The organism is Pseudomonas sp. BN102, assembly GCF_029871245.1.
GTDB lineage: Bacteria > Pseudomonadota > Gammaproteobacteria > Pseudomonadales > Pseudomonadaceae > Metapseudomonas.
Genome location: NZ_SSON01000073.1, coordinates 51,530 through 73,804 on the forward strand (window position 1 = coordinate 51,530; position 22,275 = coordinate 73,804).

Annotated in this window: 17 protein-coding genes; 3 read left to right on the top strand and 14 right to left on the bottom strand. The window is 65.8% G+C overall.

All coding sequences use genetic code 11. The features are described from left to right. From E8F12_RS19585 to E8F12_RS19625, 9 genes are all read right to left on the bottom strand, one after another. Window positions 1-1,074: a YCF48-related protein gene (locus E8F12_RS19585; protein ID WP_280327103.1), complete on the bottom strand. Its 1,074-nt coding sequence runs from the start codon at window positions 1,072-1,074 to the stop codon at window positions 1-3. 828 nt (window positions 1,075-1,902) lie between these two features. Next, window positions 1,903-3,270, bottom strand: coding sequence for a DUF1329 domain-containing protein (locus E8F12_RS19590; protein WP_280326863.1), 1,368 nt, complete (start codon window positions 3,268-3,270; stop codon window positions 1,903-1,905). A gap of 60 nt (window positions 3,271-3,330) precedes the next feature. Then, window positions 3,331-5,367 (bottom strand): DUF1302 domain-containing protein, encoded by a 2,037-nt coding sequence (locus tag E8F12_RS19595; RefSeq protein ID WP_280326864.1) that lies wholly within the window; start codon window positions 5,365-5,367, stop codon window positions 3,331-3,333. A gap of 521 nt (window positions 5,368-5,888) precedes the next feature. Further along, window positions 5,889-8,546: an aminopeptidase N gene (gene pepN / locus E8F12_RS19600; RefSeq protein WP_280326865.1), complete on the bottom strand. Its 2,658-nt coding sequence runs from the start codon at window positions 8,544-8,546 to the stop codon at window positions 5,889-5,891. 105 nt (window positions 8,547-8,651) lie between these two features. Continuing rightward, window positions 8,652-9,482, bottom strand: coding sequence for a DUF2797 domain-containing protein (locus tag E8F12_RS19605; protein WP_280326866.1), 831 nt, complete (start codon window positions 9,480-9,482; stop codon window positions 8,652-8,654). After that, a complete protein-coding gene (locus tag E8F12_RS19610) occupies window positions 9,482-9,742 on the bottom strand; it encodes a DUF1315 family protein (protein WP_280291769.1) in 261 nt (86 codons plus the stop codon). The genes E8F12_RS19605 and E8F12_RS19610 overlap by 1 nt, the downstream gene beginning before the upstream one ends. A gap of 36 nt (window positions 9,743-9,778) precedes the next feature. Then, a complete protein-coding gene (locus E8F12_RS19615) occupies window positions 9,779-10,645 on the bottom strand; it encodes a rhomboid family intramembrane serine protease (RefSeq protein ID WP_280326867.1) in 867 nt (288 codons plus the stop codon). After that, window positions 10,645-11,616, bottom strand: coding sequence for a metallophosphoesterase (locus E8F12_RS19620; RefSeq protein WP_280326868.1), 972 nt, complete (start codon window positions 11,614-11,616; stop codon window positions 10,645-10,647). The genes E8F12_RS19615 and E8F12_RS19620 overlap by 1 nt, the downstream gene beginning before the upstream one ends. Next, window positions 11,616-12,503, bottom strand: a complete 888-nt coding sequence (locus E8F12_RS19625) for an NAD(+) kinase (RefSeq protein WP_280326869.1) — start codon at window positions 12,501-12,503, stop codon at window positions 11,616-11,618. Before E8F12_RS19625 ends, E8F12_RS19620 begins: the two co-directional genes overlap by 1 nt. Before the next feature lie 93 nt (window positions 12,504-12,596). On the opposite strand from E8F12_RS19625, the gene E8F12_RS19630 reads away from it, so the two are divergent. After that, complete coding sequence (locus E8F12_RS19630) at window positions 12,597-13,541, top strand: DUF1853 family protein (protein ID WP_280326870.1); 945 nt, start codon at window positions 12,597-12,599, stop codon at window positions 13,539-13,541. A gap of 124 nt (window positions 13,542-13,665) precedes the next feature. On the opposite strand, the gene E8F12_RS19635 is transcribed toward E8F12_RS19630, so the two are convergent. From E8F12_RS19635 to E8F12_RS19650, 4 genes are all read right to left on the bottom strand, one after another. Further along, window positions 13,666-14,772, bottom strand: a complete 1,107-nt coding sequence (locus E8F12_RS19635) for a cyclic nucleotide-binding domain-containing protein (RefSeq protein WP_280326871.1) — start codon at window positions 14,770-14,772, stop codon at window positions 13,666-13,668. A 4-nt stretch (window positions 14,773-14,776) separates the two neighbouring features. Next, the gene (locus tag E8F12_RS19640; RefSeq protein WP_280327104.1) at window positions 14,777-15,742 is read right to left on the bottom strand and encodes a pyridoxal-phosphate dependent enzyme; all 966 of its coding nucleotides are present in this window, start codon (window positions 15,740-15,742) and stop codon (window positions 14,777-14,779) included. Window positions 15,743-15,814: 72 nt separating this feature from the next. Then, window positions 15,815-17,185: a chromosome partitioning protein ParA gene (locus tag E8F12_RS19645; protein WP_280326872.1), complete on the bottom strand. Its 1,371-nt coding sequence runs from the start codon at window positions 17,183-17,185 to the stop codon at window positions 15,815-15,817. Between the two features lie 247 nt (window positions 17,186-17,432). Beyond that, on the bottom strand, window positions 17,433-19,469 hold the full coding sequence (locus E8F12_RS19650) for an NADPH-dependent 2,4-dienoyl-CoA reductase (protein WP_280326873.1): 2,037 nt from the start codon (window positions 19,467-19,469) through the stop codon (window positions 17,433-17,435). 203 nt (window positions 19,470-19,672) lie between these two features. On the opposite strand from E8F12_RS19650, the gene E8F12_RS19655 reads away from it, so the two are divergent. Further along, entirely contained in the window at window positions 19,673-20,605 is a 933-nt protein-coding gene (locus tag E8F12_RS19655; protein WP_280326874.1) for a hydrolase, read from the top strand. Continuing rightward, entirely contained in the window at window positions 20,602-21,639 is a 1,038-nt protein-coding gene (locus E8F12_RS19660; RefSeq protein WP_280326875.1) for an AraC family transcriptional regulator, read from the top strand. The genes E8F12_RS19655 and E8F12_RS19660 overlap by 4 nt, the downstream gene beginning before the upstream one ends. On the opposite strand, the gene E8F12_RS19665 is transcribed toward E8F12_RS19660, so the two are convergent. Continuing rightward, entirely contained in the window at window positions 21,640-21,765 is a 126-nt protein-coding gene (locus E8F12_RS19665) for a hypothetical protein (RefSeq protein WP_280326876.1), read from the bottom strand. Window positions 21,766-22,275: the final 510 nt, after the last annotated feature.

The following is a 22,275-nucleotide window of genomic DNA, read 5'->3' on the forward strand; positions in this document are numbered from 1 at the left end:
TTATAGTTGGCCCAGCTCGGCGCCGGTCGGCGACGCTACGCGTACACCGCCCTGTCCCACCAGGATCAGGTTGCCTTTTTCATCGGCGATGACACTGGCCAGCGACATACGGTCGCTGCGGTTCACCACCTTGAAGGTGCGGCCGCTGTCGGTGCTCTTCAGCACACTGCCGCCGTGACCGACAACCACCACGCTGCCGTCGGGCAGCAGGGCACCGCCGGACAGGCCGAACTCCAGTTCGCCGTTGCTGGTCTTCAGCGGCACGGTTTCCCAGGAGCTGCCGAAATCGGCGGAACGGAACAGGTGGCCGCGCAGGCCGTAGGCGATCACGACGCCCGGTTCGGCGGTACCAAGTACGCCGAACAGCGAGCCCTCATAGGGGCCTTCGAGGCGTTCCCAGGTCTCGCCCCAGTCGGCGGAGCGGAACATGCTGCCCGCCTCCCCCACCACGAACAGGCCGGAATCCTTCACCGCGGCGATGGAGTTGAGGTGGTACTGGTCTTCGTTGTCCAGGCGATCGCTGACGTCTTCCCAGTTCTTGCCACCATCGCGGGTGCTCAGGAGGGCCCCGTAGGCACCCACGGCAAAGCCGGTGTTGGCGTCCTTGAACCAGACGTCCAGCAGTGGCGCTTCGCGTTGCAGGTCTTCGAATTGCAGGGTCCAGGTGACGCCGCCGTCCTCGCTGGCGAGGATCTGCGCGTCATGGCCAACGGCCCAGCCCTTCTTGTCGTCGACGAAGAAGACGGAGGTGAGCATTTGGCGGGTCGGCACCTTGGCCTGGGTCCAGGACTTGCCGTTGTCGTCGGAATAGAGGATGTGGCCACGGTCGCCAACGGCCACCAGGCGCTTGCCGGCATGGACGACATCGAGCAGCAGGCTGCTCACGGCCTTGGGCGATTGAATGGAGAGTACCGGCGCATCGGCGGCCAGCGCGGATGCGGTAATGGGCGCAGCGGCTATTGCAAGGACGGAGAGCACACTGAACAGCGAGAGCGCTTTGGCCAGCGGCGATTGGAAGCGGAACGTCGGCTTGTGGTGGCTTTCCACGTTGAGGCCGGACGGGGTGCGCCGCATGACGGGCTCACTCATACACCTTTCCCCTTATTGTTATAGGTGGGATCTGCCCAGGGAGGCAGCGACCTAATCCTAGCCAGCTTTGGAAAGCGCGCACAATCAGCGGGACGTTATGTTTTGTTAAGCGCAGGTGGCGCTGTGTAACTGCGGGCGGGGTGCTCTGGCACTGCCTTCGCCCGCCGGTCATCGAGATCGCACTGGATTGGCAAGATTGTCCGATTGCCCTTGGCTGGCTCTGCGCCACCGCATACTTCCCTCTCCCCCGGCCCCCGCCCTGCGCCCCGGCCTGATCGCTTCGCGCTCAGGCGTTCATCGGCACCGGAAGCGGTGCTTCCGAAAGCGTGCCTCTTCACCCCTGAAGAGGAGAGGGGTGACTCGCGCCGGCAAGTCCGGAGCAAGCCTGAAGCCGAAACGGATCTGAAACCATGTAGAGCGGCTGAGGCAGGGACTCCGCCCCTTCAGGCGGCCGAGCGGAATCGTTGCGCAGGGGGACGAGCGGCATGGATGCCGCGAGAGGCGTGCGGGGCCATGGATGGCCCCTCACGCCGTGCCCCCGGAGCAATGATGGAGCGAGGGAAGTTCGGCAAAGCCGGACCCGGATGCAGGGGCAAGCATTTTGCTTCCTTTTGTGGGGGGCGGCCATCCGTCGACTGCAAAAGGGAGTCGCCCGGGAGGGCGAAACAAAAACCCAAAGCTCACTCGGCAATGGGCTGGACCACCAGACAACAAGCCCACACCAGAAAGCCCAACATTGGATTACCAATCCAGTTTCAACCAAAAGAAAAAGGCCGCTGCGGGTAGCGGCCTTTTTCATGGAGCACTGCCGGATCAGCGAGTACCGCGGCGACGCAGGGCGGACGGCTTGAAGTAGCCATCGTCCGGCACGGCCTGGGCGAAGTCGATGGTGGTCGGCTCCTCGTTGTCCAGGTTCTGCACGTGGTAGCGGCGGGCCTGCAGGTCGTGGAACACGTCCAGCGCGGACCAGGTGGTCGGCAGGTCGTAGTAGTTCTTCAGGTAGGCCACCGATACACGCCACAGCTCGCCACGGCCGTCGTACTGGTCGACCACTGCGGCTTGCCAGCTGTCCTCGTCGAGGTACAGGGTGCGCTTGGAGTAGATATGGCGGGCGCCCGCCTTCAGGGTGCCTTCCACGACCCACACGCGATGCAGCTCGTTGCGGGTGACGGCCGGGTTCAGGTGGCCCGGCTGCAGCAGGTCATCGTATTTGACCTCGGGGCTGGACACCTTGTAGTTGTTGTAGGGGATGTAGATTTCCTTCTTGCCCACCAGCTTCCAGTCGTAGCGGTCCGGCGCACCGTTGAACATGTCGGTGTCATCGGCGGTACGCAGGCCGTCGGCGGCGGCGATCGGCGTGTCGTAGGCGAGGTTCGGCGCGCGGCGGACGCGACGCTGGCCGGCGTTGTAGCCCCAGGCCTGGCGCGGCTCCTGGACCTGGTCCAGGGTCTCGTGGACCAGGGTCGCGCCACCGGCCAGGCGTGCCGGGCTCTTGGTGAAGGACAGGTAGAAGAAGAGGACGTTGTTCAGGTCGGCATAGGACCCTTTCGGGTTGTAGTACTTGAACAGGGCTTCCTGCTGCGAGGTCACCAGGGAGTAGTCGCCATTGCGCTGCACGGCCACTTCCGAGGCGCGACGGACGATGTAGCTGCCGCGGTAGCGGACGACGTGGTTCCACAGGGCTTCCACACCGTTCTGCGGGATCGGGAACGGGATGCCGCCGTAGGCGTCGGAGAAGCCGTTGCCGCCGTCCAGCAGCTTGGCGCCGGTGGCGTTCTTGACGGTGTTCTCATAGACCCACTGCGGTGCGGAGCCGGAGCGGCGGGTCTGGTAGATCGGCATCTGGAAGCTGTTCGGGTAGGCGTTGAACAGGGCGATCTGACCCGGGGTCAGGTTGGCCTTGTACTGGTCCAGATTGGCCTTGGTGATGGTGAACAGCGGCTTGTCTTCCGGGAACGGGTCCAGATGGTGCTGGCCGGACTTGTAACCGGCCGGAGGCTGGGTGATGCCACCGGTCCAGGCCGGGATGGTGCCGGCGGCGTTGCCGCCCTTCTCGGCGCCGAAGGGGGTCAGGCTGCTGCCGAGCTTGGCGGCATCCTGGGCCGAAACCTGCGCCAGGGCGCTGCTGGCGGACAGCGCCAGGGCAACCGCGGCACTAATCAGCGAAAGCTTTTTCAGCATGTGGGTTCTCCGTGATGAGTCTGTAGCGGGCGCCGGGACGCCCGTCTTGTTCTTGTTGGCTTAGAAGGAGTACTTGACGTTGACGCCGACGTTGTCGCGGTCGCGCACCGAGTTGTTCTGGCCACCGCCGTAGAACTCGGTGTACTGCAGTTCGGCTTCCAGGCTGTTCAGGTAGGTGGCCTTGAGGCCCAGGGTGTAAGCCTTGCGACCTTCGATGAAGTTGCCGGTCTGGTAGGAGTTGCCCTCGAAGTCGTCCTTGTAGACGACGTAGGGGGAAACGTTCACGCCGGCGTAGACGTCGTTCCAGGTGCCGGACAGAAGCAGGGTGTAGCCGTAGGCGTTCTTGTTGACCTGGTCGTCGCGATCGCCGCCGGAGACGTAGGAGCTGTTGCCACGGCCGGAGTAGTAGCGGTTCTCGCCGTTGAAAGCGACGTATTGCAGATCGCTGCCGCGCAGGTGCTCGGAGGCCAGCTCGGCCACGCCGATCAGGGAGTCGAAGGACAGCGACGGGCCGAAGTTGTAGATGGTGCCCAGGGAGGTGTTGTAGGCCTCGACGCGCTCGGAGTTGTGGATCTCGTCGCCCAACTGGACGCTCTGGCCACCGATGTTGACGGTTCGGCCGGATGCCAGTTGCGGGGCCTGGAGCAGCAGGTCGCCCAGCAGGTCGTTGGTGGTGGCGATGCCGATCGGCAGGTTCGGACGGTAAGCAAACTCGCCGAAGACCGAGGCCTCGCCGATGGTGGTGTTGAAGCTCAGGCCGTACATGCGGATGTCTTCGGCGTACTCGCGCTGGGCCTGGACCTGGTTGGCCACGTCGATGGTCGCCAGGCCGCCGGCAGCGGTGGTAGCCGCCGAAGTCAGGGCGTTGGAGTAGGCGCGGGCCAAGTTCGGGTTGAGCGCCGGGTTGGCCAGCACGGCCTGCAGCTGGGCGACCGAGATACCAGCTTGGGAGGCGACCGCCTGCTGCACCTGGGGAGCCAGGGCGGTGGACGCCTGGCCAGCGATCTGCGCGAGATTAAGGCCGGCGTAGTCGCCCAGGTTGGCCGCGATGGTCGGCTCCTTGGCGTGGTAGTTGACGAAGTAGAAGCCGAACTCGGTGGAGTTCAGTTCTTCGGCGATGTAGCGGAAGGCAACGCCGAACTGACCATCATTCTTGGCGTTGATGTCCGGACCGATGGACGCGACCTTGATGTTGCCGTTGGCATCCACGGTGCGGCCGCCTTGCAGGCCGCCCACACCGAAGCGGCTCAGGCCGCTGTACAGACCGGCCAGCGGCGTCAGCGCGCGCTGGGTCGAATAGGCGGTATTGCCGCCCTCAGCAAACAGGTCGGTCTCGGAATAGTAGGTACCGACCGGGTCGATGGCCGATTCCTTCCAGTTCCACTGGTAGAAGGTCTCCATCGACAGGTTTTCGGTCAGGCCGAGGTTGAAGCTCAGGGCTTCCACCGGCACCAGCACTTCCTTCAGCTCGGAGCCCGGCAGGCGGAACTTGGCGGCGTCCACCGGGTTGGTGGTGTTGACGCCACCGCGATAGAAGATGCCTTCGCCCCAGTTGAACACCTGGCGGCCGATACGACCGGTGACCGGCATGTCGGCCACGTCCCAGTTGCCATACAGATAGGCGTCGAGGATCTGTGCATCACGGCCCGCCTTGTGGCGGGTCTCGTGGGTGAAGCTGTCATCCTTCGGGAAGTTCTGGCTCGGCTGGACGGGGTCGTTGTTGTCCAGGTAGTCGTTGCGCTTGTCCATGATCTGGGTGTCATAGAAAGCGGTGCCACGAACGAACATGCCGTAGTTCTTGTAGGTCGCTTCCAGGTCGGAAGTGATCTTGTAGACCTCGGAAACCAGGCCGGTATCGAAGTTGCGGTTGCCGTCGTTGGTGTTGATGTCGTCGTTGGTTTTGTCCCGTCCTTGCACGCGCCACAGCTGGCCGTAGGAAACGGTGGTATCGAGGGATCCGGAAATTTCGTCGTTGGCGAAACTGAACTCCACCGCCTGGGCCTGGGCGGTTACCAGGAGCGGCAGGATACCGGCGAAGGCGAAACCTGCCTTGGCCGGTGCGAAACGCAACATGGGCTTATGGGACTTTAGCTCCATCGAGTCTTACTCCGTGGACTGATCACTTTGTTATTGGCGGCCCGTCGGGCAGGCCTGTTTGTCCAGCCGCTCTTGGCGACTTTCTTGCTTCGGCAGGAAACCCCCAGCGCAGAGCGCACCCCGTTGCAGACGCACCGAAACGGGGCCAAATCGGCAGGCGGAGTTGCAACCATGGTGCCAAGTCGGGAATGTTCGTCAGAAAAATCCCGCAGACTGCGCGACGGAAAATTGTCAAACAAGTGACTGATCAGCCACTGATCAATTCCGAAATTTGCGTCCGATTTTGTCGGACGATCTGGCTCGATTTGTCACTCAAGATCACACTTGCAGGGCATGTACGCTCATACCAAAAGCTGCCTGGTCAAGCATTTTCTGGGCTTTTAAGACAATCAGCGCATAACAGAGGAGGCAGTTATTTCCTTGAGTAACAAAAAAGTGTTACCGGAACTAACCGGTAACACTTCATAAAAGGACTCTTTCGGAAAGATGACAGCCCGCTTTCACGGGCTGTTGGGAGGACCTCAGGCGAGGCTCTTGCTGACCACTTCGAAGACGTCGCTGGACAGTTCACCGGAGGCGAGGATGCGCTCCAGTTCGGCCTTCATCAGTTGCTGGCGGCCGCCGTCGTACTTGCGCCAGCGGGTCAGGGGCGCGAGCTGGCGTGAGGCGATCTGCGGGTTGAGGGCATTGAGCGTGATCACATGATCGGCGAGGAAGCGATAACCCGCGCCATCGGCCCGGTGGAAGTTCACCAGGTTCTGGTTGGCGAAGGCACCGATCAGTGCACGCACCTTGTTCGGGTTCTTCAGGGTGAAGGCAGGGTGCTGCATCAGCGCCTGCACCCGCTCCAGCCCGCCCGGCAGGCCGCAGCCGGCCTGCACGCTGAACCACTGGTCCATCACCAGCGGATCATCCTTGAAATACTCGGCGAAGCGTTCCAGGGCACCGGCCTTCTCCGCCTCGAAGCGGGAGTTGACCAGCACGGCCAGCGCCGAGAGGCGTTCGGTCATGTTGTCGCACTCGTTGAACTGCTCCAGGCAAGCCTCCAGCACCTCTGCCTTGCCGCTCTGCATCAGGTAGGACAGGGCGATGTTCTGCAGGGTGCGGCGGGCGATGTGCGCGGCCTCGGCGACGTAGCCGGTTTCGCGGGACAGCGCGCGGTTGGCCTGGAAGCGTGCCAGCAGCGGCTCGAACAGGGCCTGGCCAATGGATTGGCGGGCGAACTCGCGGGCGGCATGGATGGCGTCCACATCCGCTACTTCGCTGATCTCGGTGAGATAGGCCTCGCTCGGCAGGGAGAGCATCTCGGCGACCATGGCCTGGTCCAGCGACTCATCGCCCAACAGGGTACGGAAGGCCTCGATCAGGCGCGGGTCCAGCACCAGCTTTTCGCCGCGCTGGTGCTGGCCGATCAGCTCGAAGAGCACCTGGACCGACAACTGCTGGCCGGCTTCCCAGCGGTTGAAGCCGTCGGAATCGTGCTGCATGAGGAACATCAGCTGGTCGCGGCTGAAGGGGAAGCTCAGCTTCACTGGCGCCGAGAAGCCGCGCAACAGGGAAGGCAGCGGGCGTTCGGGGATGTCGACGAAGGTGAACTGCTGTTCCGCCTCGTTCAGGGCCAGCACACGGCTGCCGCCCTGGGGCGCGGCCTCGCCCGAGAGGCGCAGCGGCAGTTCGCCGCCCTGGCCGTCGAGCAGGCCCAGTTCCACGGGAATGACGAAGGGTTGCTTGTCCTTCTGCCCCGGGGTCGCCGGGCAGCTCTGGCGGAAGGTCAGGCTGTAGGTGCGGGCCTCGGCGTCGTAGCTGTCCTCGACCTGTAGGCGCGGGGTGCCGGACTGGCTGTACCAGCGCTTGAACTGGGTCAGGTCGACTCCATTGGCGTTTTCCATGGCCTTGACGAAGTCGTCGCAGGTCACGGCCTGGCCGTCATGGCGTTCGAAGTACAGGTCGGTGCCCTTGCGGAAGCCCTCGGCGCCCAGCAGGGTGTGGAGCATGCGCACCACTTCCGAACCCTTCTCGTAGACGGTCAGGGTGTAGAAGTTGGAGATCTCCATGAAGGAGTCCGGGCGCACAGGGTGGGCCATGGGGCCGGCATCCTCGGCGAACTGGTTGGTGCGCAGGAAGGCCACGTCCTCGATGCGCTTGACGGTGCGCGAGTTCATGTCGGCGGAGAACTCGGCGTCGCGGAACACGGTGAAGCCTTCTTTGAGCGACAGCTGGAACCAGTCGCGGCAGGTCACGCGGTTGCCCGACCAGTTGTGGAAGTACTCGTGGGCCACCACCGCCTCGACGCGCTGGTGGGCGGCGTCGGTGGCAGTCTCGGCCTTGGCCAGCACGCAGCTGGAGTTGAAGATGTTGAGCCCCTTGTTCTCCATGGCGCCCATGTTGAAGTCGTTCACCGCGACGATCATGAAGATGTCCAGGTCGTACTCGCGGCCATAGACCTCCTCGTCCCAGCGCATGGACTTCTTCAGGCTGTCCATGGCGTGCTGGACCTTGTCGATGTTTTCCGGCTCGACATAGATGCGCAACGCCACGTCACGCTGGGTCATGGTGGTGAAGCTGTCTTCCACGCACCAGAGGTCGCCGGCCACCAGGGCGAACAGGTAGGCGGGTTTCTTGAAGGGGTCCTGCCAGGTGGCCCAGTGCCGGCCGCCCTCCTCCGCCCCACTGGCCACCGGGTTGCCGTTGGACAACAGCACCGGATAGCGATGCTGTTCGGCAGTGATGGTGGTGGTGAACTTGCTCATCACGTCCGGGCGATCGAGGTAGTAGGTGATCTTGCGGAACCCCTCGGCCTCGCACTGGGTGCAGAACATCTTGCCGGACTTGTACAGCCCCTCCAGCGCGGTGTTGCTTTCCGGATGGATGCGTACGGTGCTGTCGAGGGTGAAGCTTTTCGCCACCGGCTGCAGGGTCAGGTGGCTGTCGTCCAGCTGGTAATCGGAGGCCGACAGTTCGCGGTCATCCATGGACAGCGACAGCAGCTCCAGCTGTTGGCCGTCCAGCACAAGGGGAGGCAGGCCGTCGCCCAGCTCCGGGTTGCGGCGAATAACCAGCTGGGCATGGACCAGGCTGTGGTCCTCGTACAGCTCGAAGGTCAGGTTGGTCTCTTCGATCAGGTAGTCGGGGGCCTGATAGTCCTTGAGGTAGATGACTTTCGGTTGTTCGGTGCGCATGGTCGTCTCTTCGATTGCAAGGCGGCCCCGTAGCCCTGGGCCGCTCGTGATGAATGGGTCAAGGTCGGAGTATGGACTATTCCCCTGCCGACCTGATCACTTGAACTACGCGGCGCTGATGGCCAGCTGGTAAGCGGTGTACTTGCGCAGGTTGATCACGCCGGTATCGAGAATCAGGTACTGGCCCTTGATGCCCCGCAGCGTACCCTCCACCACCGGCGTCTTGTCCAGATCGAAGCTGACGACCTTGGTCGGATAGGCGTCCACCGGATAGTTGATCTCGATGGGCAGGACGTCGCTGACCGGCTGGATCGCCTGCAGGCCGAAGCGGTCCTGGAGGGCGCGCAGGCCTTCGGCGCAGCTGTCGAACAACTGGTCGCGGATGGCCGCAAGGTCCAGCGCCGGCGCGTCGCCCTTCAGCATGGCGCGCCAGTTGGTGCGGTCGGCCACCTGGCTGCGCAGCAGGTCTTCGACGAAGCCGGACTGCTGGCGGGTGGCGACGCGCACGATCGGCAGCGCCTGGGTGGCGCCCTGGTCGATCCAGCGGGTCGGCACCTGGCTGGCACGAGTGATGCCCACCTTGATGCCCGAGGAGTTGGCCAGGTAGACCACGTGGTCGGTCATGCAGAAACGCTCGCCCCACTCCGGTTCGCGGCAAGTGCCCTGTTCGAAGTGGCATTTCTCGGGGCTGACGATGCAGCTGTCACACTGCGCCAGCTTGGTGAAGCAGGGATAGCAGTAGCCCTGGCTGAAGCTCTTCTTCGTCTTGCGCCCGCAGTGGATGCAGTGGATGGCGCCAAGGAATTCGAGGCGCAGCTGCTTGCCGATCAGGGGATTCGCCGCGATTTCCGCCTCGCCCAGGCGAAAGCCGTACTGCACGGGGGCTTCAAGGCGCACCGACATCTTCGAGAGTGCGCCGCGTCCTAGTTCCAGCATCAGTGGACCGAATTCGACTTGAACAGCAGGTTGGGGATCGGCTCGGACTTGGAGCTGCACTCCTGCGGGCCCATGTAGCCGGTGCGCTCTTCTTCAGGCAGGTGCTTGAGCTCCCAGGCGATCACTGCCTGCAGCGACAGCTCCTTCTGCTCCTGGGTCAGCTTGCGGCCGTCCGGCCACTTGCCGATCTCCACGGCCAGCTTGAGGCTTTCGTAGACATCCTGGGTGATGTTGCTGATCAGATGGGCAAACGACGACATGGACCACTCACCGGAATTTGGGACAAGCTGCGCATTCTAACGGCGCAGGCGCGCCAGGGCACCCCCCAGCAGCCCGGTGGCGCAACCGGCGGCCAGGCCGCCGACGTGGGCACCGTTGGCGATGGCGCCGAATCCCAGGGCGGTGATAAGCCCGGACAGGCACACCAGCAGCCAGACCAGCATCATCGCCATCACCCCCGACGGCAGCCGGTAGGCCGGGCACGGCGCCAGGCGCTGGAATACCCAGCAGTGGCCGAGCAGGCCGTAGAGCACGCCGGATAGCCCGCCGAACAGCGAGGGGCCGCTGCTGAGGTACTGGGCATAGTCCGATACCAGGCTGAAGCCCAGGGTCAGCACCAGCAGTACGGGGCCGCCCTGGCGGGCCTCGATGCGGCGCCCCAGTTCCCAGAACCACATGGCGTTCATCGCCAGGTGGAGGATACCGAAGTGGATCAGCATGGGCGTCACCAGCCGCCACCACTGCCCCGCCGCCAGCCCCTCGTCCAGGGTCGAGAAATAGATGTAGTCGCCCTGGATCTGGAAATCCTGGAAGCTCAGCCAGCGGATGACGGAAAAGTTGTCGCCCAGGTTGGTCAGCCCGGCCACCACCAGGGTCAGCAGCAGCACCAGGCTGGTGACGCGGCTGGCCATGAGCTGGGCGAGGATGCCGGCGCGCGGCGCTGCCTGCGGCACCTCCTGCTGCAACTGGAAATGCGGGTCGCCATCGGGGAAGCGCTGGTAGAGCCCGCGCACCTGTTCGGCCAGTTGCGCCCCGGGCACCCAGAGCACCTGCTCGCCGGATTCCTCGCTGACCCGGTAGGGCACTTCCAGGCGCTGCAACAGGGCGATGAAACCGGAGAGGTCCACCGTCAGGGGCAAGCGCAATACTTCAACGGCACTCATCAAGGCTCCTCGGGGCGTTCCACTTCGACCCAGACGAACTTGTCCGGGTCCAGCCGGCTTTCCTGGTCGAGCCGGTAGGCCACCAGCTTGCCATACATCACCGCGCTGTAATCCAGGCAGGCCAGGTTGCCGCGGATCGGCGCCGGGCGGCCGCGCCGCCAGTAGTGGCCGACGAACAGGATGGGCTCCTGCGGGCCGTAGCTGAGCAGGCGCGACTTGTGCGCCTTGGACAGGGGCGCGCTGGCCACCTGCTCGGGCAGGGCATCCGGCTGGAACACCACGTCGCCGTAGGTCTGCGGGTCTTCAGCCCAGAATTTGGTGCGGAACACCGAACGGGTGAAGCCGTCGCTGCCGGTCAGGGTCATGCCACCCGGCAGCGGCAGGTCGGTGCCGCGCAGCAGGCGGTCGAACACCCGCGTCGCGAAGCTGGCGGGATCGGCCGCAGCCTTGAGAAAGGACTCGTTGATCCGGCCGTCGGGGTGCATGTCGCGCAGTGCGGCGATCATCTCGCCGTCCCAGCAGGCATGGACCATGCGGAAATGGCCGCCGTCGAGGAACAGCGGCATCTCAAAGAACCAGCCAAGGAAGTCACGCCAGTCGGCTGGGTGGCCCTCGAACTGCTCCAGGGTTTCCTTGATCAGCCGGGTATGGCGCGGTGTGTGTTCACGGACGAAGTGGCGGCCGCTGCCCGGTGGCGCCGGGGTGCTCCAGCCGAGGGCGTTGAACTCGTGGTTGCCCATGATGCAGCGGGCCTGCCCGGCTTCGACCATGGCATGCACCAGGTGCAGCGCCTCGCGGATTCGCGGGCCTCGGTCGATGATGTCGCCGAGGAACAGCGCCATGCGCTGCGGGTGCTGCCAGACGTCGCCTCGCTTGCAGTATCCCAGGCGGTCGAGCAGGCGCTCGAGGGTATGCGCACAGCCGTGGACATCGCCGATCAGGTCGTAGCCGCGGGCCGGATCGAGGCTCATCAGTCGCCTCCACCGAGTCGGCTGCCCCAGCCCAGCTTGGTCCGACAGACCTCGTAGTAGTTATGGTCGAGCGGGTGGATCAGGCGCAGCTTCTGTGGCTTCTTGCGCACGGTGATGGCATCGCCGGGGGCGCAGGTGAAATGGTTCTGGCCGTCGCAGGACACCAGCGGGTAGATCTGCAGGTTGGGCGACACCACGATCTTCAGCTCGCTGTTGCTGTCCACCACTATCGGCCGGCTGGACAGGGTGTGCGGGTACATGGGCACCACCACTATCGCGTCCAGCTTGGGATGCATGATCGGCCCGCCCGCGGACAGCGCGTAGGCGGTGGAGCCGGTGGGGGTGGCGATGATCAGGCCGTCGGCCTTCTGGCTGCAGACGAACTGGCCGTCGATATGCAGCTCGAATTCGATCATCCGTGTCGACTTGCCGGGGTGCAGCACCACGTCGTTCAGCGCGTCGCCCTGGCCGATCGCCTCGCCATGGCGGCGGACCTCGGCCTCGAGCAGGAAGCGGCTCTCGACGCTGTACTGGCCAACCAGCACCTCGGCCACCTTCACTTCCAGCTCGTCAGGACGGATATCGGTGAGGAAGCCCAGGCTGCCGCGGTTGATCCCCAGCACCGGCGTATTGTGCCGCGCCAGCGCACGGGCGGCGCCGAGCATGCTGCCGTCGCCACCGACCACTATCACCAGATCGCAGACCTCGCCGAGGATCTTGCGCGATGAAGTCTGCAGGCCATGGCCCGGCAACACCTCGGCGATGGTGTCTTCGAGGATCACATGGAGATGACGGTCCAGCAGGAATTTCTTCAGCCGGCGGATGGTGTCGAGCACATGGGGGCTGCCCAGGCGACCGATGATGCCAATATTGCGGAATTGCTCCATGGGGCTCCAGGGCGGCGTTGCGAGGAGAGGAATGGCGGAATTATGGAGGATAGCGGCGGACAGCGGCAAACCGCCGTCGGCTATGCTCGCAACATGCAAGCATTCGAATCGTTGACCGACCTGCCCCGCCAGCTGCGCCACCCCGGCGTGCGCGACCTGGCCTGGGCGTTGCTGTCGCCGCCGCTGCTCAGCCAGCCGCCCTGGCGCCAGCGCCACCCCCTGAGCGCCAGCGGCTGGGCCAGCCACCCCGGCCGCCTGACCGACTGGCTGCGTCAGCTGGACCAGCAACCCGAATCCCTCGACCACTGGCTGGCACAGGCCTCCAACCGCCGCCTCGGGCTCTATTACGAAAAGCTCTGGCAATTCGCCCTCGACCAGGCACCGGGCGTGGAGCTGCTGGCGGCCAACCTGCCGATCCGCATCGCCGGACAGACCCTGGGCGAGCTCGACCTGCTGCTGCGCGACGCCGAAGGGGTGCATCACCTGGAACTGGCGATCAAGCTCTACCTGGGCCCGCGCCATGGCGATGGCGGCAATCCCTCGGAATGGATAGGTCCGGGCAGCCACGACCGCCTCGACCGCAAGCTGGAACACCTCAGCCAGCACCAGCTGCCCCTCTCGGCCAGCCCCGAAAGCCGCCAGGTCCTGGCCCAGCTGGACGCCCAGCCGGCCAGCGCCGAACTCTGGCTCGGCGGCTACCTCTTCTACCCCTGGCCGGGCAATTGCACCGCGCCACTCGGCGCCAATCCCGCCCACTTGCGCGGGCGCTGGCTACGCCACAACGAACTGGAGGATTTCCTCGGCCAGGGCGCCGAAGGTTGCTGGCAGCCGCTGCCGCGCCAGGATTGGTTGGCTCCGGCGGCCTGCGATGCCGGTGAATGCTGGAGTGAGGAAAGCTTCCGGCAGTGGTGCCAGCAGCTTCAGCCGGACAGCCCCGCACGCCTGCTGGTTCGCCTGGTGCCGAACGAGGACGGACGCTGGCAGGAGGCCGAACGGGTCTTCGTGGTCAGCGATCGCTGGCCGTTGCAGCCGCTGTAGGGTGAGCCCGGGCCAGGTCGCGTAGGGGGCGCCGTGCGCACCAGGCATTGGCGTCAGCAGACTCGGTCGGGCCCTGGGCATCGGAATCGGTGCACATAGCGCACCCGACAAGGTTCCTTCGCTGTCAGCGGCTGCGTTCGATACGGCCGCCGGAGCGGGCCAGGTAGCCGGCGCCGGCTTCACTGATCAGCGCATCGCGTTGCAGGGCCGGCAAGGCATCCAGGCCATCGCGCAGCGCATAGGCGCGAAACCCCAGCTGGGACAGCATGAACACCGCACTGGCGCTGCGCCTGCCACTGTCGCAGTAGCACAGGTAAGTGGCACCGCCGTCCAGCAGCCGGGCTTTCAGGCGCAGCAGGTGCAGGGGCATGTTCAGCGCCTGGGGCGCATGGGCGCGCTCGTACTCTTCCTGCAGGCGCACATCCAGCCATTGGCCGCCGCCGCCCAGCAGGCGCACCGCCTCGCCGAGACTGACTTCATCCACCACCGGCGCCTTGAGCAGTTCGAGAAAGTCCCCACGGTCCAGGCGTTGCAGCACACCGTCTTCCAGCAGGGTGACGCTGGCGTTGCGCGGGCAATCCCCGAGCAAGGCTTCCTCGCCAAGGCAGGCGCCCACCTCCAGTTCGGCCAGCAGCTGCGCTTCGCTGCCAGCACCGCGGATCACTTCGGCACGGCCGGACTGCAGGAAATAGCAGCAATCGCCCTCCTCCCCTTCGCTCACCACCCGGCTGCCCGCCGGCAGTTCCACCCGCCGCAGGCGCTCCAGCATGCTGCGCACATTGGCCGGCGGCACCTTGGCAAGCAGTGGGCTGGCCAGCAGCGACTCCAGCCATTCGCTGTCGCCCTCCTGGTCAAGCTCCAGCAGCAGGTCCTGCTGGGCGGAGCGCCAGGTCAGCTGGCGCGCCAGGGTGGCGCTGTCGATGGCCAGCAGCGCACAGTCGCGCGAGGCCATCGCCTCGTGGAGGCGCGGCAGGCTCGGGGATACGGGATGGCAGCCGGACTCACTGCCGGCCTCCACACGCACTTCGGCGCCCTGAGCATCGCGCAGGAGCAGTTCGCCGGAGAGCAGGTAGTAGGTCAGGCGCGCCTGGTCGCCGCGACGGAACAGCAGCTGGCCCGCCAACAGCGGCTGCGGCACCAGCTGCGAACGCAACTCGCGCCACTGCTGCTCGGACAGCGCGTTGAGCGGAACCAGGCTACGCAGCTGCTGGGGATTCAGGGCTTCGCTCATGGAGTCATCCTTGCTCTTCCATTGCCCGGTCAGTGTAGCCGGCCAGTTGCAACAGGTTGGCCTGCATGGCCCGGCGCCCCTGCAAGCCACCGGTGTGCAGCAGCACCAGTCGACTGCCGGCGGGAATGCGTCCGGCCTCAGCTTCTTCGCGGATCGCCAGCAGCGCCTTGGCGGTATAGAGAGGCTCCAGGGCCAGGCCGCCGTCGCGCTCGCTGTCGAGGAGAAAGCGTGCGAGCTGGGCGTCCAGCCGGGCGAAACCGCCGCGACTGGCGTCGATCAGGCGGTAGCCCTGGTTGGTCCGGCCCGCGCCGGCAAGGAGGCTACGCATCTGCTCGGCTACGCCGTGGTCAGGCGGCACTGCCAGGGCGCCCATCACCGGGTGCCGGCCCTCCTCGCCCAGCACCAGCCCCGCCAGGGTGGTGCCGGTACCGGCGGCGACCCAAAGGCTGTGGTAATCGTCCCAGCCGAGGCTGTCCAGTTGTTCGCGGATCATCGCTACCAGCCCCATGCACCCTCGGGCTCCTGGCAGACCGCCGCCGCCCTCGGGCACCGGCTGGAAGCCCCGGTAGCGTTGCAACCAGGGCTCCCAGAAGCCCGACTGGTGGCGCGCCCGGTAACCGCCGTAGCCAAGCCAGTGCAGTGCCATGCCGAACTTCTGCAGGTCCTGCACCGTTGGCATCTGCTGAGGCTCGCCGCGCAGCAGGCCAACGGTGGCGAAGCCGAAGCGCGCGCCGGCAGCTGCCAGGGCGTGGAGGTGGTTGGAATGGGCGCCGCCCAGGCTGATCACGCCCTCGGCGCCGTTACGGGCGGCCGCGGCCAGGTAGGGCGCCAACTTGAACCACTTGTTGCCCGACACCAGAGGGTCCAGGGCGTCCAGGCGCAGCACGGCCAGCTCCAGCCCGGCTGCGGCCAGCCAGGGCAGGCGCAAGGGCTCGAGGGCGCCGCGGGGGTTCCAGTCAGGCAGGGTCAGGGGCAAGGTCGGGTCCGTGGGCGTCCGCCAAGGGGGCGCAAGGATAATCCAGGCGCGTACTGGGCGGGCCGCTCAACCGGCGGTGCGCAGGCGCCGTCCCGTCCGGTGCCGGGGACAGCAGTTGGATTCGCCGGCGACGAAGCGACTGGGCGCCTCGACACGGTCGATGGGCATGCTGCAACGGTCGCCATTGGGCAGGCTCGCCTCGCAGGTAGGCTGCTGGTAATGGGCCAGCCACTGGCGGTACTGGTTCTCGGAGACGAAGCATTTGGCCGCAGCGTAGGCCAGGGGATTGTCCTGGTAGCGGGCGATGTCGGAAAGCGGGATGGTCAGATGGCCGGCGCCGGGGTGGTAGACCACGAAGACCACGCCCAGCTGCGCCAGGCGCTCCAGCACCAACTGCCCGGACTGGCCTTCGAGGGCTTCGCATTCCTGGCGCAGACGACTGAGCTCGGCCTGCAACTGGGCGTCCAGTTGGTCCCGATAGGCAAGCTCGACATCATGAATGGCGAGCTGCTCGCGGTACTCGGCCACAGCAGCGGCGACTTGCGCCTGGAGTTCGCCCTCGAACTGGACGCGAAGTATGTCCGCCTCGGTGCGCCCGTGGCGCTCCAGGGCACGCAACTTCTGGTTCATCTCTTCGCGGCTGGCCTGGTAGCGCTCCGACTCGCTGGCGAGCTGGGTCTGCAGGCCGGCATTGATCTCTTCCTGCTGGCGCAGCGCGTGCTGGAGGGAACGTATCTGCTCCTGCAGCGCGGTGTTGCTCTGGTCGGCGGCCTGGCGCGCCCGCGCCAGAGCCTCTTCGTTCTGCTGGCTGAGGGAGCTGAGACGCAAGCGCTGCTGGCGCACCAGCTGGGCGGTCTTCAGGCGGTGCTCCTTTTCCATCTTTTCCGCCAACTGTTCGGCCATCTCCTTGGTGATTTCCGGCGGCGCGTACCAGCTGTCTTCCGGGGCCACCTGCAGCCGCTCGGCGTCCAGCACCTGGGGCAGCTCCTCTTCCACCAGCAAACCGAGGTTATTGCCCTTGATGGCGTCGCGCAGCAGCGCCAGGTCGTTGCTGTCGGCGTTGAGGCTCGGGTCCCAGAGGTGCATCTGCTGCCAGGACACCGGACACTGGCTGCGGCAGGCCAGGCGAATGGGGCCGGCGCCGAGGTCAGGCCCGCGTCCGGCGCGCTCGGCCAGCTGCCGCAGGGGCAGGTTCCAGCCGGTGTCGGCACGGCCGTCCTCGTCGAAGTCCAGATAGAAGAAGACCACCGAGCGCACCTGCAGACGCGGGTTGATCATCAGGTAGGCCAGGCGCATCTGGCAGTCGGCGAATTCCGGCAAGCCGACCACGCCGTCGAGAATGGCTTCGAACTCCGAGTAGAGCATCTGCTTGCAGATGCCGCGGTCGTTGTAGAACACGACGGCTTCCACCAGTTGCGGCTTCTTCAGCATGCTCATCGCTCTACCTCTGGCTCTACGCGGTGAATCACGGCGGGCGTTGATGGGGGCGGGGCGCACGCGGGATTCGACCGCACGCACCGATCCGGACTTTAGAAAAGTCTAGGGGAAATTAGCCGGCGGGCAATGTGACTGGGTTGGCAGACGTCAGCCACGGACCTCGAGCGGACCGGTGGCGAGGTGAAAATGTGACGTGGTTCGGCTTGGCGGGGAAGCCGCCCGGCGTTGCACCGGGCGGCGGGGTGGATCAGAGCTCGGCGGCCAGGCGCGAACCCTGGTTGATGGCGCGCTTGGCATCCAGCTCGGCGGCCACGTCGGCACCGCCGATCAGGTGCACGCTCTGGCCGGCATCCACCAGACCCTGGTGCAGCTCGCGCAGCGGGTCCTGGCCGGCACAGACGATCACCGTGTCCACCGGCAGCACCTGGGGCTCGCCTTCGGCGATGCGGATGTGCAGGCCGGCGTCGTCCACCTTGAGGTATTCCACCGAGTTGAGCATCTGCACCTGCTTGTTCTTCAGGCCGGTACGGTGGATCCAGCCGGTGGTCTTGCCGAGGCCGTCGCCCACCTTGCTCTTCTTGCGCTGCAGCAGGAACACCTGGCGCGCCGCCGCGTGAGGCTGGGCCTGGACACCCTTGATACCGCCGCGGGCTTCCAGGGCGCGGTCGATGCCCCATTCCCTCCAGAAGGCCTCGCAGCTCAGGCTGGTGGATTCACCCTGGTGGGTGATGAACTCGGAGACGTCGAAGCCGATGCCGCCAGCGCCGATCACCGCCACCTTCTGCCCCACCGGCTTGCGCTGGAGGATGGCGTCCAGGTAGCCGATCACCTTCGGATGGTCGACGCCGGGGATTTCCGGGGTGCGCGGGGCGATGCCGGTGGCCAGGATCACCTCGTCGAAGCCACCCTTGGCCAGGTCGTCCGCCGAGACGCGGGTGCTCAGGCGCAGGTCGACGCCCGTGGTTTCCAGCTTGCGCTTGAAGTAGCGCAGGGTTTCGAAGAACTCCTCCTTGCCCGGCACGCGTTTGGCCACGTTGAACTGGCCGCCGATTTCGGCAGCGGCGTCGAACAGGGTCACGCTGTGGCCGCGCTCGGCGGCGACAGTGGCGGCGGCCAGGCCGGCCGGGCCGGCGCCGACCACGGCGATCTTCTTGGCCTGGGCGACCGGAATGTAGTTCAGCTCGGTTTCGTGGCAGGCACGGGGGTTGACCAGGCAACTGGTCAGCTTGCCGCCGAAGGTGTGGTCCAGGCAGGCCTGGTTGCAGCCGATGCAGGTGTTGATTTCATCGGCGCGGCCCTCGGCGGCCTTGTTGACGAAGTCCGGGTCGGCGAGAAACGGACGCGCCATGGAGACCATGTCGGCATCGCCCTCGGCAAGCACCTGCTCGGCCACCTCGGGGGTGTTGATGCGGTTGGTGGTGATCAGCGGGATCTTTACCTCGCCGCGCAGCTTGGCGGTGACCTTGGTGAAGGCCGCGCGCGGCACCTTGGTGGCGATGGTCGGGATGCGCGCCTCGTGCCAGCCGATACCGGTGTTGATCAGGGTCGCGCCGGCGGCCTCGATGGCCTTGGCCAGGGTGACGATCTCGTCCCAGGTGCTGCCCCCTTCCACCAGGTCGAGCATGGACAGGCGGAAGATGATGATGAAGTTCGGGCCCACGGCTTCACGCACGCGGCGGACGATCTCCACCGCCAGGCGCATGCGGTTCTCGTAGCTGCCGCCCCAGCGGTCGGTGCGCTGGTTGGTGTGGGCGGCGAGGAACTGGTTGATGAAGTACCCCTCCGAACCCATGATCTCGACGCCGTCGTACTCGGCCTGCTGGGCCAACTGCGAGCAGGTAACGAAGTCCTGGATCTGCTTTTCGATGCCCTCTTCGTCCAGCTCGTTGGGCTTGAAGGGGTTGATCGGCGCCTGGATGGCGGAGGGCGCCACCTGTTTGGGGTTATAGGCATAGCGACCGGCGTGGAGGATCTGCATGCAGATCTTGCCGCCGGCTTCATGCACCGCACGGGTGACGATGCGGTGCTTCTCCGCCTCTTCCACGGTGGTCAGCTTGGCCGCGCCGGCGTAGACGCCGCCTTCGGCGTTCGGGCCGATGCCGCCGGTAACCATCAGGCCGACGCCACCACGGGCACGCTCGGCGAAATAGGCGGCCATGCGCTCGAACCCGTTGGGTTTCTCTTCCAGGCCAGTGTGCATGGACCCCATCAGGGTGCGGTTCTTCAGGGTAGTGAAGCCCAGGTCGAGGGGCGCGAGCAGGTGCGGGTAGCGGGCGTCGGTCATGGTGCCTCCACAACAGGTATTGCTGTTCACGAAGTGTCCCGGCATCACAGCGCCGGGATCGGTTATGGGGCAGACGATAAAGAGCCGGACAAGCTGGCTCAATGATCGAAACTGACAAGTTATTGATCCAAACTGACAGCGCCCCTTGGCAAGTCGCAGCACCTCCCCTACCCTGATCGGCATCTCCGCCCTACGGGAATCCCATGCGTAAACTGCTGATGCCCCTGATCGCTGCCCTCCTGGTGAGCTGCCTGACTGCCTATGGGGTGTGGACCGGCGAGCGCCCCCGCGCTCACTACCTGTCCGACCTGCGCGCCAGCCTGGCCAGCGACGTCGGCACGGCCGGCGCGGCCGGCAACCTGCTGGCGATCCGCCCAGCGCTCTACCCCAGCGACTACCGCGACCCGGACCTGCTGCGCATGAAACTCGCCGCCGCCCTGGACCAGGCACGCGCCAAGGGACTGCTGAACGAGAAGACGGTGGTCGCCCTGCCCGACCACATCGGCACCTGGCTGCTGCTGCGCGACGAAAAGCACCGTCTCTACCAGGCGCGCTCCCTCGCCGAAGCCGGCCGGCTGTTGACCCTCAGCCACCCCACCCTGCTCGGCCGCCTTTTCCTCCAGGGCCAGGACCTGGAAGAAGCCCTGCTACGCGCCAAGGCCAGGCGTGCGGCGCGCGACTACCAGCACCTGTTCAGCGGCCTGGCAAGCCAGTACCGGGTGACCATCCTCGCCGGCTCCATCCTTCTGCCCTCGCCCTACCTGAGGGACGGCAAGCTGCGCAGCGGCCACGGCGCCCTCTACAACCTGGCGCTGGCCTTCTCCCCCGATGGGCTGCTACTCGGCGAACCCTTCAGCGAACCCTGGCCGCAGAGCGCCAGGCGCGAATCCCGGCAGAGCTTCCAGACCGGCAGCGGTCTGGTGACCATCACCCGCAGCTGGAGCCAGGGCTATCCGCTGAACCTGGTAACCCTGAATGACGGCCCGGCCAGCGCCAGCCAGGCGCTATTCCTGCGCGGCCGCCTCTGGCCGCTGCATAACTCGCCCGCCGGCAGCGAGCTCACGCCGGCCACCGCGCCGCAGGCCAGCGAGGCGCCGGGCAGCCACCTGCTGAATGCCTGGCTGAGCGCTCCGTGAAGACGGAAAGGGTCAAGCTGGGCGACCTGTCCGTGGGCTTCGTCCACGGCATGGCAGCCGCCCTGGAACAGGCCGGGCAGTCGCCCGAGGAATTGCTGCAGCGCTTCGGCCTGGATCAGGCACGGCTGGCCGAGCCCCAGGCGCGTCTGTCGATCCCTCGCTTCATGCGCCTCGGCCATGCGGCCATCCAGCTCTGCGGCGACCCGGCCCTGGGCCTGGCCATGGGCCGCATGAGCCGCCTCGGCCAACTGGGCCTGGCCGGCGTGTGCGCCGCCCAGGCGCCGAACCTGCGCGAGGCCGCCCGCGCCCTGACCCGCTTCGAGCGGCTCTACGCGAGCAACTACCGCGGCCAGTCGAGCTTCCATGAAGACAGCAAGGGCGCCTGGCTGCGCTTCTACTCCATCAGCCCTTACAACGCCTTCAACCGTTTCGTGGTGGATTCGGTACTGGCGGGCTGGCAAAGCTACCTGGGCCAGTTGACCGGAAACGCGATAAGGGTGGAGAAGGTGGAAATCGAGTTCGCCGCACCCGACTACGCCGAACGCTATGCCGAACACTTCGGCTGCCCGGTGGAGTTCGAGGCCGGCGCCAACCAGCTGCGCCTGTCCCTGGACACCCTGGCACTGCGCGGCCAGGAACATTGCCCGAGCACCTGGCGGCAGCTACTGGATATCTGTGAAAGGGAATTGCAACAGCTGACCCGCACCCGCAGCCTGCACGAGCGCATCACCCAATTGCTGGGGCCGCTGCTGCATGGCCGCGAACCGGACCTGGAAGAAGTGGCCGCACGCCTGCAGATGCCGAGTTGGACCCTGCGCCGCAAGCTGGCCGAGGAAGGCACGCAGTTCCGCACCATCCTCAACGAAACCCGCCGCGACCTGGCCATGGCCTATATCCGCGACACCGAACTGACCTTCGGCGAGATCGCCTACCTGCTCGGCTTCGCGTCCGCGGAAGCCTTCCAGCGCGCCTTCAAGCGCTGGAGCGGCAGCACCCCCGGCGAGTTCCGCCGCGCCCAGCGCCAGGCGGGCTGATCACATCTCGGTGGCGTCGTCGGCCGGCTCCAGCGAGTCCTGCTCGTCGGCGTGGAAATCGAGAATCTCTTCCTGGTAATCGTCCATTTTCCGCTCCTCCTGGTTTCGACATGGATCAGGAAACAAAGACCATGCCAATAAGGTAACGAGCGCAGGTGACCGGAAAATTACCCCGCCCCTCTCCCCCTGCCCCTCTCCCTGAAGGGAGAGGGGTGACTCGCGCCTGACAAGGCACGGCAATTCTGATGCCCGCTCATTGCCTGAGCCTGGGCAGAAGAGGTGGGGCAGCAATTCCACCCCGTCAGGAGGCCGAGCGGAATCGTTGCGCAGGGGGACGAGCGGCATGGATGCCGCGAGAGGCGTGCGGGGCCATGGATGGCCCCTCACGCCGTGCCCCCGGAGCAACGATGAAGGGAGGGGACCCCGGCGAAGCCGGGGCCGGATGCAGGGGCAAGCCTTTTGCTTCCTTTGGGGCGATTGCCAAAGGGAGTCGCCCGGGAGGGCGAAACAGAAACCCGAAGCTCACTCGGCAATGAGCCGATATGCCGAACAAAAGGCCCACGCGCTCTCCGAGGGCAAAGAAAAAGCCCCCAGGTATTGCTACCTGAGGGCTTCTATATGGCGCAGCGGACGGGA

Coding starts and splice junctions, on each gene's coding strand:
- E8F12_RS19585 (WP_280327103.1), bottom strand. CDS start 1,074: ATGCGGCGCACCCCGTCCGGCCTCAACGTGGAAAGCCACCACAAGCCG.
- E8F12_RS19590 (WP_280326863.1), bottom strand. CDS start 3,270: ATGCTGAAAAAGCTTTCGCTGATTAGTGCCGCGGTTGCCCTGGCGCTG.
- E8F12_RS19595 (WP_280326864.1), bottom strand. CDS start 5,367: ATGGAGCTAAAGTCCCATAAGCCCATGTTGCGTTTCGCACCGGCCAAG.
- pepN (WP_280326865.1), bottom strand. CDS start 8,546: ATGCGCACCGAACAACCGAAAGTCATCTACCTCAAGGACTATCAGGCC.
- E8F12_RS19605 (WP_280326866.1), bottom strand. CDS start 9,482: ATGCTGGAACTAGGACGCGGCGCACTCTCGAAGATGTCGGTGCGCCTT.
- E8F12_RS19610 (WP_280291769.1), bottom strand. CDS start 9,742: ATGTCGTCGTTTGCCCATCTGATCAGCAACATCACCCAGGATGTCTAC.
- E8F12_RS19615 (WP_280326867.1), bottom strand. CDS start 10,645: ATGAGTGCCGTTGAAGTATTGCGCTTGCCCCTGACGGTGGACCTCTCC.
- E8F12_RS19620 (WP_280326868.1), bottom strand. CDS start 11,616: ATGAGCCTCGATCCGGCCCGCGGCTACGACCTGATCGGCGATGTCCAC.
- E8F12_RS19625 (WP_280326869.1), bottom strand. CDS start 12,503: ATGGAGCAATTCCGCAATATTGGCATCATCGGTCGCCTGGGCAGCCCC.
- E8F12_RS19630 (WP_280326870.1), top strand. CDS start 12,597: ATGCAAGCATTCGAATCGTTGACCGACCTGCCCCGCCAGCTGCGCCAC.
- E8F12_RS19635 (WP_280326871.1), bottom strand. CDS start 14,772: ATGAGCGAAGCCCTGAATCCCCAGCAGCTGCGTAGCCTGGTTCCGCTC.
- E8F12_RS19645 (WP_280326872.1), bottom strand. CDS start 17,185: ATGAGCATGCTGAAGAAGCCGCAACTGGTGGAAGCCGTCGTGTTCTAC.
- E8F12_RS19650 (WP_280326873.1), bottom strand. CDS start 19,469: ATGACCGACGCCCGCTACCCGCACCTGCTCGCGCCCCTCGACCTGGGC.
- E8F12_RS19655 (WP_280326874.1), top strand. CDS start 19,673: ATGCGTAAACTGCTGATGCCCCTGATCGCTGCCCTCCTGGTGAGCTGC.